This is a genomic window from Mycobacterium sp. SMC-14 (assembly GCF_046250075.1).
In the GTDB taxonomy this organism is placed as follows: Bacteria; Actinomycetota; Actinomycetes; order Mycobacteriales; family Mycobacteriaceae; genus Mycobacterium.
Window position 1 is genome coordinate 2,152,759 of sequence record NZ_CP176429.1, and the last position, 12,155, is coordinate 2,164,913.

Consider the following 12,155-nt stretch of genomic DNA (forward strand, 5'->3'; position numbering starts at 1 on the left):
TGCTTCATTCTCCTGGGTACTTGAGATGAACGAACTCGACTTGCGCGGGGGCGTGCGTGTACTCGGCCGAGTCGGGCATCCAGTCACCGTGCGTCTTGATGCCTCCAGAGTGCTGGTTAATGACATCGGTGGGCACTCCATTGATCATGGCCTGCCCTACGTAGACGGCCGCGTGGTTGATCTGCCCGTCAGCGTCTTTGTAGTAGATCAGATCGCCGGGCAGAAGACCTGCACGCGACGGTGCTAGCGGATCTAGCCCGGCTCTAGTTGGGGTTGGTATGACCGCTACGATTTCGCCTCGCCCAGAATGCTGGGTCACGAAGTTGTGGTTCTCTTTTGCGAGTGTCCAGGTTGTAGACGCCGTGTTGCCGGGGAACACTGCGCCTCCGTTCTGGTAGTACCAGTCATCGCTGTCGCCCCGGTGCCAGTCATCGATCCCATTGCCGACGTCACCAAAGCCACCGGCCCGCATCACCTGTGACACGAAGTTCGTGCAGTCCAGATCCCCTCCGCCAAGTGACTCGTAATCTGGGTTGAATCCTTCGGCCCACTGCTCTGCGTAATCGACTGCGTCTTGCCGATTTGTCGACAAGGGACGGCCCAGCAAGATAGGAGGAGGCTCCTCGTCGTTCATCAGCACCACGCGCGGCTGCTCGTTGCTACCTGCGCCGCCGTCGGCCCCCTCATCGCCGAATCCGAATTCGTGCAATCCCGCAGTCGCGGCGGTGAGGCTGCGGGCGATCTCTGCTTCGCCTGAAACCAATTTGGCGGCGCGGGATTTGATGAAGCTGGCGTGGCCTTGGGCGGCGTGTTCGCGCGCTGCTTGCTCCGCGGCGGAACTGTAGTAGGTATAGGTGTCGGTCACGGAGTAGTCGTCGCCCACCCGGAAGTACTCGCGTTCGGCGGCGTCGACGGCAGCGAGCACGAGCCCCTTACCTGCTATTTGAGTGTCGTAGCCGCGGCTGGCGATCCCGGCGGCGTTGCGCAACATGTCGGCCGGGCTGTGAACCTTCACTACGTCGGCGGCGGTGCGAAGTTGAAACGCGCCGCCGCCAGCGCCGGTCCATGGCGTGCCGCCGGGCCGGATGGCGGCGTCGCGGATGCCGGTGAATGCCGCCTCCCATGTGTTGGCGAGATCGGTCCACGCGGTGGCGTTGGACTTGAGGTAGTCCCAGTTGGCGTCCTCGATCTGCGTCAGCGTCGGAAACGTCATGCGGGGCTACCTTGGAATGCTGAGCCCGCCGGCGCCGCCGTCGGCTCCCGAGTGGGGGACCGACCGGCGCGTGCCCGCTCCGCCTTGGGCCACTGCAGCCAGGGCGCTGGCGCCATCGTTGTCCATCGCCTCGTATTCGCGCGCTGCCGTGGCCAGCTTGGCCGAGCTCGCTGTCATTCGCCCACGCATCGCTGTCGCAGCCTTGCTGGCGCCGGTGTTTATGCTGCTCACCGCCGCGCCGCTCACCTGCCATGCTGGCGCACTTACCGCCGGCACGGGCGGTGCGACCTGACCAGACAAGCCCTGGCAGCGTTGCGCCAGCTCGCGCAGGCTGGCTGGAGTGACCTGCAGGACGGGGGCGGTCATGAGGGAACTGTATTAGTGAATGACGGTTTGCGGAATTCACTGTCGTTGCGGGTAGGTCGGTGTTTCTCGGGTCTGCGTTCGAATGGCGGTTCACTCCCTTCCGTGATAGGCAGTTGCCGTGAAGATCTCAGGTTGGCTTAAGGTAAATGGTTGCGCGTCGCCGCGGCGGGTGGCTGCTGCGGGAGCGTCTGTGGGTGCCTTGGCGACATTCGGGTTGGCCTCGGCGACCCACGCCGACTTCGAAGACTTCATCGCCAGTTAACGCGCAGGCCGGACCGCCGCCACTCACTCTTCCTGGCGCGCCCTTACGGCGACGCTGGCTGAATCGAACGGAAGAAGCGCAATGAAATTCGCCAGTTGGCGTCTCTTGCTCACCCTGGCACTGCTTTTCGGCGCGTGCCTACCCGCCGCCCCACCCGCGGCCGCGATGGTGATCGTGGGTGGTGGGGCGGTCATCGTCGTTGACGGAAACAGCTACTGCGCCTTGACCACGATCGGGCGTGATCGGGCCGGTGATGTGGTGGGTTTCACCGGATCACAGTGCGGTGGGCCAGGGGCGGTGGTAGCGATCGCGGGAACAGACACGACCGTGGGCACCGTGGTTGCCGTCAACAACAACCTTCGTTACGCGGTGATCAAATTCGATGTGCCCGAACTGATTCCGGTGTCTGACTATGCCGGCACCGTGATCAACGGCATCGGTGCAGACCCGGTGGCCGGTTCGCTGGTGTGCAAGTGGGGATCTGCAACCCCTGGTATCTGCAATTCCGTTTGGCGCGACGGATGGCCGGACGTGCCGATGGTTGGCCGATTTGAGGTGGGCGATGTGGGTGCCCCGGTAACGATGGACGGTCGGCTGGTCGGCCTGGTCTACGGCGGCAACCTCCTCTATCGGGGCAGATACAGTCCACCAATGGATGTCACATACGTGACGAAATTCAGGGCGATCCTGGAAGACGTCAACGCCGGTGACGGACCGGGCAGCGGATTCGTGCCGGTCGGAAGTTGATGGGGCGGTTCGTTCGATGAAAGTGAAGGGGAACGCCTTGCAGTTCAAGCGTTGGCGCCTCGCCCTCACCCTCGCACTGCTTTTCGGTGTGGGCTTACCCGTCGCCCCACCCGCGGTTGCGATGGTGATCTTGGGCGGTGGGGCGGCCATCGTCGTTGATGGCAACAGCTACTGCACCTTGACGACGATCGGACGTGATCGGGCCGGCGACGTGGTCGGCTTCACCGGAGCGCAGTGTGGCGGGCCAGGTGCTGTCGTCGGGGTCGCCGGAACAGACACCACGGTGGGAACCGTGGTGGCCGTCAACGGCGACCTTCGTTACGCGGTGATCAAGTTCGATGTGCCCGACTTGGTCCCGGTGTCGGACTACGTCGGCGTGGTGGTCAACGGCTTAGGCCCAGAACCCCAGTTCGATTCGGCAGTGTGCAAGTGGGGACCCGCGACCCCTGGTCTCTGTGGTCGCATCACGACCCCCTTCGGGCCGCGCGTGAACCTGTTGGCGCAATTTGACCCAGGTGATGTGGGAGCCCCGGTAACCATGGACGGTCTGCTGGTCGGCATGGTCTACGCAGGCGGCATGACTCTAGGCACCAAGTATTCGCTTCCGAGGCCGCTGACATACCTGACGAAATTCAATGCAATCCTCGACGACGTCAACGCCAACGAAGGACCCGGCAGCGGATTCGTGCCGATCGGAAGTTGAGCGGGATCCTTACCGTTGAAGCCCATCGTCCTCGACCGCAATTGCGTTGGCAGTAACGGAAACCCAGGTGTTGTTGAGGGCAGCGGTCCCGGTGAAGGTGTCCACCCGCTGCGGATCGTGCAGGTCGTTCACGTTGGCCCCCGGCAGGGAGTCCGCGTGGCGCCAGCCGGTGTTGCGGTGTCCCCAGCCGTGGGGGACCGAGACGGTGCCGGGCCGCATGTCGTCGCTGATGTGCAGCGGCACCTCGATCTTTCCGATGTCGGAAGTGACCTGCACCGTGTCGCCCTCGGCAAGCCCGCGATTCTTGGCGTCGTCGGGGTGCATGTGCACGGTGCATTGGTTGGAACCACTGGTCATCGACGGCACGTTGTGCAGCCAGGAGTTGTTGCTGCGGAGCTGGCGTCGGCCGATGAGCTGCAGGTCGTAGGCGCTTGCCGGGCCGGCGGGGCCGTCGAGCAACGTGGCTGCGGCGGCGACGAACTCCTCCGGCGCGAGCTGCACCTTGCGGTCGCGGGTGCCGATGACCTCCCGCAGCCGGGGGCGCAGTGGCCCGAGGTCCAGGCCTCCGGCGCTGTCTCGTAGTTGTCGCATGGTGATGCCTTTGCGGCCTTTACGGATCCAGCCATAGGGTCCAGCCGCCAGGGAGATGGCGGCCATGCGCAGCGGATTGATCGCGGAGACCAGTCGTTCGCGCACCGGTGCGATCACCTTGCGCAGCGGGACCGGCAGCAGCTCAAGCATCAACAGGCTCAGGATCTCCCAGTCGTCTTTGGTGCCCGCCGGTGGTTCGAAAGTTCGATGTTGGTAACGAATGTTGTTGCGCACACTGAAGACCGGGAGTAGCAGTCCGACGTCTTCGCGCTCCAGCGGTGAGGCCGGAGGCAAGATGTAGTCGGCATGCCGGCTGGTTTCGGTGACGTACATGTCTATGGCCACATACAGATCCAGCGAAGCCATGGCCTGGTCCAGGCGGCCTTTCTGCGGGATCGAGGACACCGGGTTTCCGGCGCAGGTGATCATCGCCTTGATCTGGCCCTCGCCTGCGGTGAGAATCTCGTCGGCCATGACGACCGCGGGAAGCTCACCGCGGAAGGACTTGTAATGCCCAGACCGGTCGGTCCACGCGCCGTAGCCCGCCGGGATGTACTTCGCCACGCGTGGCACGTCGGCCGCCGGCGTGGAGAACATGGTGCCGCCGGCTCGGTCCAGGTTGCCGGTGACCGCGTTGATGACCATGACTAGCCAACTCACCAGCGTCCCGGTTTCTTGGTGGCAGATGCCGATCCGGCAGTAGATGGCTGCCGACTCCGCCGCGGCGTGGTCACGTGCCAGGGTGTAGATGGTCTCGACATCGACACCGGCGCGTGCGGCGACGGCCTCGGGGCTGGCGTTGGCGACCAGGCGGCGCAGTTGGGGTAGACCCACCGACTGGTGGGTAATCGCCGGTGTGTCGCAGAGGTTTTCGTTGATCAGGACATGCAGCATGCCCAGCAGGAGATAGAGGTCGCCACCCGGGCGCACCGCGACATGGGCGTCAGCCAGCTTTGCCGTCTCGGTGCGGCGCGGGTCGATCACGACGACGGTCCCGCCGCGATCGCGCACCGCTTTGATGCGTCGTTTGGCCCCGGGCATGACCGATAGTGATCCGTTGGACACGGCTGGATTGGCGCCGAGGATCACCAGGCGCTGGGTCCGGTCGATGTCGGTGATCGGGATCAGCACGTTGGAGCCGAACACCTTCCAGGCCGCGAACTCGTGCGGCATCTGATCGATGCTCGACGCGGAGAAGAAGTTGGGTGTCATCAGGGCCGCGCGAAGCAGCAGGCCGTAGATCGCTGCGGAACTGTGCGCAGCAGGGTTGCCCAGGTACATCCCCACGGCCTGTTTGCCGTGCACTTTGCGGATCCAGCGCAGCCGGGTGCCGATGTCGGAAAGGGCTTGTTCCCAGCTCACGGGTTCAAAGGCTTCGCCGACCCGCCGCATCGGCGTACGCAGGCGGTCCGGGTCGTCGTGCAGCCCGCCCATCGCGGTCGACTTGGGGCAGATGTAGCCGTGCGAGAACACGTCCTCGGAGTTGCCCTGGATGCGACTGACTTTGCCGTCGGTCACGGTGATCTGAATGCCGCAGTGCGCCTCACACAGTGTGCATTGACTGTTATGCGTGGTGCTCGCGCCCGAGGAGTACGACAGGGGCAGGTCGACAGTCGTCATTGGTGTCTCCATCCGCGGCAGTCATCGCGCATTGGCGTGAATCACGATCCCCCGACTCGCGCTGTTGCCGTGTGCGCACCGATGAGAATTCTGGCATCTTGGTCACCTCCACCGCCACGGATTCAGGCCGACCCGAGTGGCCCCTCATTGACCCGAGCCCGGAGTCCCCCTAGACTTCAATACTGATAACGCATGTTGTCAGAAGTGGTCAACGATGACTGGGAGTGCGCGCTCGTGACTCAAGACATGTCGGAAACCTGCCCCGCGGCCGACGAGACGCCGATAGCTGCCGGCTGTCCTGTGAGCAACAGCGGCTACGACGCACCCCCGATTCCGCTGGGCCCCGACTCGCTGACCTGGAAGTACTTCGGCCAATGGACCGGTCTGTTCCAGGGGACCTGGGCCGGCTCCATGCAGAACATGCACCCGCAGCTCGGTGCCGCGGTCAAAGATCACTCGATCTTCTTCATCGAGCGCATTCCGCGCCTGATGCGGTCGATCTACCCGATCGGCGGCGTGGTGTTCGACGGCTATCGCGCACCGCAGACCGGCGCCGAGGTCCGCGACTACCACATCGGCATCAAGGGCGTCGATGAGCAGGGGCGCCGCTACAGCGCGCTGAACCCTGACGTCTTCTACTGGGCGCACGCGACCTTCTTCAAGTCGACCCTGCTGGCCGCCGAGAAGTTCGCCGGCGGGCTGACCGAGGCCGACAAGCGGCAACTCTTCGACGAGCACGTGCAGTGGTATCGCATGTATGGCATGAGCATGCGCCCGGTGCCCAAGAGCTGGGAGGAGTTCGAAGCGTACTGGGATCACATGTGCAACAACGTCTTGGAGAACAATTGGGCGGCCCGTGAGGTCATGGACCTGTCGACCATGCCCAAACACCCGTCACTGGAATGGATTCCGGATTGGTTGTGGGCGCAGAACCTCAAGGTCATGCAGCGCTTCCTGACGTTCATGACGGTGGCCCTCTATGACCCGCCGGTCCGTGAACTCATGGGCTACACCTGGTCTGCGCGCCAGGAGCGGGTGCACGGATATCTCTGCAAGGCCATCACCTTCGTGTCCAAGTACGGCCCCAAGCGTGCGCTGATGCATCCGCGCAAGCGATCGGCGCTGGATCGTGCCTCGGGCCGCCTTCCGGTGGACGCACCCCTGGTGCAGACCCCGGCGCGTAACCTCCCGCCGGTGGACTACCGCAACGACCCGCACTTCTACTGCCCGAAAGTCGACTGACCCGGACTGAAGTGCCTCGGGCTCAGGCGAATTTGCCCGGGTTCGCCGTGACGGCCCGGTGCAGCGTCGGCCGGTTGGCCCGGTAGGCCTGCACGACCGGCGCGAGCTCGTGGGGGCTGGCCCCGTGCATGATCACCGAGTGCACGCCCAGATCGAACTGCCGGGCGATGGTGCTCGCGCAGTCGCGGGCCGATCCGGCTGCCACTGCCGCCAACCATTCGGCGGGAATCAGCTCGGCGATGCGCTGCAGCGTCTCGTACGAGGCGCTGGCGTCGATGGGCCCGGCGGTCGCGGCATCGGTGAACAGCTCGGACTGCCGGATTCGCTCCCACACCTGCAGATCCCAGCTATTGGCGGAGACCAGCACATCGGGATAGGCCTGCAAGTAGGTCGCCAGCCGGCCGACCCCGCGGCGCAGTTGATCGTCCTGCGACAGCGAGTCGCACACCGTCGCCAGGCACGCCCAGATGCGGATGCTGTCGGGGTCACGGCCCGCGCGTTCGGCGCCGCGTCGCACCGCCGCGACCGATGCCGCGGTCGCCTCGTCCGAGAAGAAGGTATGCAGCACAACGAAATCGGCGATCTCACCGGCGAGTTCCATCGTCTTGGGGCCGACGGCGACCAAGCCGATCGGCGGTCCCTCGCCCAAGCCGTTGGCGTGGCGCAGCATCGGCCACTTTCCCGCCGGCCCGTCGTGATTGAAGATCGTCTCGCCGGCCCAGAGCCGGCGCAGGATGGAAAAGAAGTCACGCAGCCGAGCCGCGGTCACCGTCGGCAGGCCGATGGCCGGCCAGTACCCGGCCATGCCGCGGCCGAATGCCATGGCGAAGCGTCCCTCGGTCAGGGCGTGCATGGTCGATCCCACGGTCGCCGTCACCGTGGGGTGGCGGGTGTGGTGGTTGGTCGACGGGGCGATCCCCAGCCTGGAGCTGCAGCCCGCCACGGCGCCGCTGAGCACCGCCGGATCTTTGACCGTGAAGCGTTCCCCGATGTGGCACGAACCCAACCCGAGCGCGTCGGCCTCCCGGGCTTCGGGCAGCACCACGCGAGCATCCGCCGGGTGTCGGGTGACGGCGTAATAGCCGAGTTCGTTCAGCTGGATGTCGGTGTCAGCTGCGCTCGACGGGTCGGTGACCAGCGGTGCGGTGCGATTCATCCCGCAATTACACTACGGCGAGTAGCGTTATACAAGCGGTCCGGCCAAGGTTCCGCACGTTTCAGCTGTTCAGCGACCACACCGAGAAGTTCAGCGCGGTCGCGAACAGGATCCATCCGAAATACGGCAGCATCATCCACGCCGCCCCGCGCTGGACCTTCCAGAACGCCGCGATGGTGACCGCCGCGGCGACGTCCAGGAGCGCGATGTCGACCAGGGCCAGACCGCGCCAGCCCAGCCCGAAAAACAGCGGCGACCACAGCAGATTCAGCAGCAGCTGTACCCCGTAGGCGATGATCGCGGGATTTGTCCAGCGAGGATCCGCGCGCCAGACGAGCCAGGCCGCGACCGCCATCAACAGATAAAGAGCACTCCACACCGGACCGAACAGGTAGCTCGGTGGCGCCCAACTCGGTTGGGCGAGCCGTCCGTAGTCGGCGGCGGCGTCTGCCGAGGCGAGCCCCCCGAGGGCCGCAACGATGACGACGAGCACCAGCGACATCAGGAACGCGGCGAGGTGTTGGGAATTCGGTTGCTGGGTTTTCGGCGAGAGCGCTCCCATCTGGCCACAGTAGAACTCAATCGCAGTACCTGGCCAGTTCGCTGGCGCTACCGGAGTGCCAGGAGAATCCTGGGGAGATGACCAAGCGCATCCTCAACGTCGTCTCTAACGTCGCCCACTACGACGACCCTGCCGAGCCGACCGGATTGTGGCTCTCCGAGCTGACCCACGCCTATCAGGTCTTCGCCGATGCGGGCTATCGACAGACGATCGTCAGCCCGAAAGGCGGGCGATCGCCGCTGGAACCGCGTTCGCTGAAGTTCCCCAACTTCGACAAGAGCGCCAAGGCGTGGAAGGCCGACAATACGAAGATGGCGCTGCTGGCCGGAACCGCCGCACCGGACGAGATCGACCCAGCGGAGTATGACGCCATCTACTTCACCGGCGGGCATGCCGTCATGTACGACTTCCCGAACAGCGAAGGACTGCAACGCATCACACGCGAGATCTTCGAAAACGGGGGAGTGGTGTCCTCGGTCTGCCACGGCTACTGCGGCCTGCTCAACACCACGCTCTCCGATGGATCGCTGTTGGTCGCCGGACGCAAGCTCACCGGATTCGCCTGGTCGGAGGAGGTGCTGGCCCGCGTCAACAAGCTGGTGCCCTACAACGCCGAAGCGGAGATGAAGAAGCGCGGGGCCCACTACGGCAAGGGCCTGATTCCGTTCGCCTCGCACGTCGTCGTCGACGGGCGACTGGTCACCGGCCAGAATCCGGGATCGGCCAAGGCGACCGCCAAGAAGATCGTCTCCGTGCTGGGCAGGTGACGCCCTCGCCGGTCCGCGGCCTCGCTCACCAGTAGGGTGCCAGCGTGGTTGCAGCCAGCAATACCGTCGTGCTGACCGAGGAGTTCCGTGCCGCGTTGGGGCTATTGGCGGCAGGGCGAAACCTCTTCCTGACCGGTAAGGCCGGTACGGGCAAGTCGACGCTCATCCGTCACTTCATGGCTAACACCGATCGCAACGTCGTGGTGGTCGCGCCGACCGGGATCGCCGCGCTCAACGTCGACGGCCACACCATCCACCGCCTGTTCGGATTCCGGCCCACCACAACGCTGTCCGATGTCACCGGCGGCGGCTACCGGCCCGGTCGCTTCACCAAGACACTGGCCAAGCTGCAGACGCTGATCATCGACGAGGCGTCGATGGTGCGCGCCGACGTGTTCGACATGATCGCGGGAGCGCTGCAACGCTTCGGCCCCGAGCCCGGAACGGCGTTCGGCGGCGTTCAGGTGGTGCTGGTCGGCGACCTCTACCAGCTGCCGCCCGTGGTCACCGAAGGTGAGCAACACTACTTCTCGACAACCTATGACACCCCGTACTTCTTTTCGGCGCACACCTTCCAGCGGGTGGATTTCCCCAGCGTCTCGTTGACAACGGTATTCCGCCAGCTCGGCGATGACCGGATGACCGCGATTCTCAACGAGATTCGTGAAGGCGTGCTGCTGGGCCATGCGAGGGCGCACCTGGACGCCCGGGTGGACGCCGACTTCGTGCCGCCGGACGGCGAATTCTGGTTGACGTTGGCGCCCACCAACAGGCTGGTCACCGCCCGCAACCGCCAGCAGCTGGAGCGGTTGCCGGGCCAGGAGATGGTGCACCGCGCCACCGAATCCGGCGACCTGTCCCTGTTCGACAAGCCGCTGGACGACGAGTTGCGCTTCAAGGTCGGCGCCCAGGTGATGATGCTCAACAACGATCAGGCCGAGCGCTGGGTGAACGGTTCGATCGGCCGCGTGGTGGGGGTGGGCTATGACCGCCACGGCGCGGTGGTCGAAATCGAGTTTCCCGACGGTGGCATCGCCGAAGTCGCCCCCTTCACCTGGGAGGCCACTCGTCCCGTGGTCGAGGGCGGATCCTTGCGCCGCGACGTTGTCGGCACCTTCACCCAGCTGCCGTTCAAACTCGCCTGGGCGATCACCATCCACAAGAGCCAGGGCCAGACCCTCGAGCGGCTGGTGGTGGATCTGTCCGGCGGCATGTTCTCCACCGGTCAGCTGTATGTGGCGTTGAGCCGTTGCACCTCGTTGGCCGGGCTCGTGCTGAAACGCCCTGTGTTGCCGAAAGACCTGAAGGTGGATCGCCGGATCGCCCGGTTCCTGCGTGCCTCGGTCGACGGCGATCGGGCGCGCCGTTACTGCGCGATCGGTCTGCTCACGGTGGGGGATGAGGGGCGGATGTCGCGGCCGCGCCCGGTGGAACTGGCGGTCGCGTTCGACGACGGCACCGCTGTGTCGACGCTGATCAACCCGCAGCGGGATCTGGCCGACGCCCGCCAGGCGTATCGGATCGGGGTGGCCGACGTGCTGCTGGCGCCGACGCTGCGGGAGGCCTGGGCGGTGATCGCACCGATGCTGGCCGGGTGCACGCCGGTGGGCGTCAAAGTCGACGAGACGCTGGGCCTGATCGACTTCGAACTCAAGCGACTGGGGCAGGTGGTTCCGATGCCGCTCGGCATCGAACTGCGGGGTCCAAGTATCGCCGGCGACACGGCGTTGCGGCGTGCCCGGTCGGCGCTTGAGCGCCTCGATACCGTCGACCTGGAGTCCGGCTCGTCGCCGTTCGAAGACCCCGACGACACCGTCGCGCTCTCGGGACTTTTGATCAGCCGCGATCCCGACGCCGCAACCCCGACGGCAGAACACCTTCCGGCGCTGTCCGCGCTGTTGCGGATCAGCCGAGGCCTCGGAGCGGTCCTGCTGGGCGCCACACCCGTCGGCCCGGCATCGCTGGCGGGGCAGAACAATTGGGAGCAGGCGGCGTGCCAGGCCGCCGCCGACCAACTGCTGCTCGCCGCCACCCGCACCCGGCTACCGGATGAGGTGTCGGCGCGCCTGCACGACGCACTGAATGCGCTGGGTGCCGGCGACCTGGCAGCCGGGCTGGCGCAGGCGCCGTCGATGGCCGACAACATCGATGCGGTGCTGGTTCCCGGCGCCCGCATCTGCTTCACCGGAACCGCGGTCGATGGCCAAGGCCGCGTGCTCGATCGCGACGAGGTGGAGCGGTTGGCTGCCTCGGCCGGACTGGCGCCGGTGCGTTCGGTGACCAAGACGCGATGTGAGGTGCTGGTCATCGCCGAAGTGGGCACGCAGTCCGGAAAGGCCCGCAAGGCCCAGGACTACGGCAAACCGGTGTTCACCGTGGAGCAGTTTCTGGGTTGGCTCGCGCGTCGATGACTCTGACGTCAGTCCAAGTCTGCCAAGGCTTTCCGCGCGGCTTCGAGCTCGGCTTCGAGTGCGGCCACCCGCGCGGCATGCTGGGAACGCGCCTCATCCATCAATGCCTCGATCGGTGCGAACAGGTCCTCGTGGAGTTCCTTGGCGGCGCGTGACACCGCGGCGGCCGCGACGGCGAGATTGCGCACCAGATAGTTGCTGCCCTGCTTGATCTCGGCGTGCCATTCGCCGTCGGCGGAGCCGGTCACGGTCAGGGTCAACTCGAGCGTCTTGGCCTTCTTCCCGGCCGACTTCTTGACCGGCTCCTTGACCTCGGGGGCAGCGGGGGACTTCGGGGCCGCGGCAGCAGCGTCGGCGGCCGGCGGGGCGTCAGTGAACGAACCCGCCCCAACGGCCTCGGGGGTGATGGCCGGGGCTTCGGGGGCGAACGTGGGTGCAGTCATAATCGTGGCGACCTCCTTGCTCATTCGTCGCCCGCGGCGGCGGGCAAGCTCACCACGTATTAGAACACACGT

Annotated in this window: 11 protein-coding genes; 5 read left to right on the forward strand and 6 right to left on the reverse strand. The window is 65.6% G+C overall.

The window, feature by feature from the left end:
- Positions 1–4 precede the first annotated feature (4 nt).
- Together ACKY0W_RS10030 and ACKY0W_RS10035 are read right to left on the reverse strand one after the other, a co-directional pair.
- Entirely contained in the window at positions 5–1,213 is a 1,209-nt protein-coding gene (locus tag ACKY0W_RS10030) for an amidase domain-containing protein (protein ID WP_409437419.1), read from the reverse strand.
- A 6-nt stretch (positions 1,214–1,219) separates the two neighbouring features.
- Positions 1,220–1,579: a type VII secretion target gene (locus ACKY0W_RS10035; protein WP_409437420.1), complete on the reverse strand. Its 360-nt coding sequence runs from the start codon at positions 1,577–1,579 to the stop codon at positions 1,220–1,222.
- 343 nt (positions 1,580–1,922) lie between these two features.
- Here ACKY0W_RS10035 and ACKY0W_RS10040 point away from each other — a divergent pair, with 343 nt between their 5' ends.
- Both ACKY0W_RS10040 and ACKY0W_RS10045 read left to right on the forward strand, forming a co-directional pair.
- Positions 1,923–2,588, forward strand: coding sequence for a serine protease (locus ACKY0W_RS10040; RefSeq protein ID WP_409437421.1), 666 nt, complete (start codon positions 1,923–1,925; stop codon positions 2,586–2,588).
- Between the two features lie 16 nt (positions 2,589–2,604).
- A complete protein-coding gene (locus ACKY0W_RS10045; protein ID WP_409437422.1) occupies positions 2,605–3,291 on the forward strand; it encodes a serine protease in 687 nt (228 codons plus the stop codon).
- Positions 3,292–3,300: 9 nt separating this feature from the next.
- On the opposite strand, the gene ACKY0W_RS10050 is transcribed toward ACKY0W_RS10045, so the two are convergent.
- The gene (locus ACKY0W_RS10050; RefSeq protein WP_409437423.1) at positions 3,301–5,502 is read right to left on the reverse strand and encodes a molybdopterin-dependent oxidoreductase; all 2,202 of its coding nucleotides are present in this window, start codon (positions 5,500–5,502) and stop codon (positions 3,301–3,303) included.
- A 246-nt stretch (positions 5,503–5,748) separates the two neighbouring features.
- Between ACKY0W_RS10050 and ACKY0W_RS10055 the strand changes: the two genes are divergently transcribed.
- Positions 5,749–6,744 (forward strand): oxygenase MpaB family protein, encoded by a 996-nt coding sequence (locus ACKY0W_RS10055; RefSeq protein WP_409437715.1) that lies wholly within the window; start codon positions 5,749–5,751, stop codon positions 6,742–6,744.
- 22 nt (positions 6,745–6,766) lie between these two features.
- Here ACKY0W_RS10055 and ACKY0W_RS10060 read toward each other — a convergent pair whose 3' ends face one another.
- Both ACKY0W_RS10060 and ACKY0W_RS10065 read right to left on the reverse strand, forming a co-directional pair.
- Positions 6,767–7,900 carry a TIGR03857 family LLM class F420-dependent oxidoreductase gene (locus ACKY0W_RS10060; RefSeq protein WP_409437424.1) on the reverse strand — a complete coding sequence of 378 codons (1,134 nt, stop codon included), beginning with the start codon at positions 7,898–7,900 and terminating at the stop codon, positions 6,767–6,769.
- A gap of 61 nt (positions 7,901–7,961) precedes the next feature.
- Positions 7,962–8,462: a TspO/MBR family protein gene (locus tag ACKY0W_RS10065; protein ID WP_409437425.1), complete on the reverse strand. Its 501-nt coding sequence runs from the start codon at positions 8,460–8,462 to the stop codon at positions 7,962–7,964.
- A 77-nt stretch (positions 8,463–8,539) separates the two neighbouring features.
- Between ACKY0W_RS10065 and ACKY0W_RS10070 the strand changes: the two genes are divergently transcribed.
- Positions 8,540–9,229 (forward strand): type 1 glutamine amidotransferase domain-containing protein, encoded by a 690-nt coding sequence (locus ACKY0W_RS10070; RefSeq protein WP_409437426.1) that lies wholly within the window; start codon positions 8,540–8,542, stop codon positions 9,227–9,229.
- 44 nt (positions 9,230–9,273) lie between these two features.
- Complete coding sequence (locus ACKY0W_RS10075) at positions 9,274–11,640, forward strand: AAA family ATPase (RefSeq protein ID WP_409437427.1); 2,367 nt, start codon at positions 9,274–9,276, stop codon at positions 11,638–11,640.
- 8 nt (positions 11,641–11,648) lie between these two features.
- Here ACKY0W_RS10075 and ACKY0W_RS10080 read toward each other — a convergent pair whose 3' ends face one another.
- Complete coding sequence (locus ACKY0W_RS10080) at positions 11,649–12,083, reverse strand: DUF6319 family protein (RefSeq protein WP_409437428.1); 435 nt, start codon at positions 12,081–12,083, stop codon at positions 11,649–11,651.
- Between the last annotated feature and the right edge of the window lie 72 nt (positions 12,084–12,155).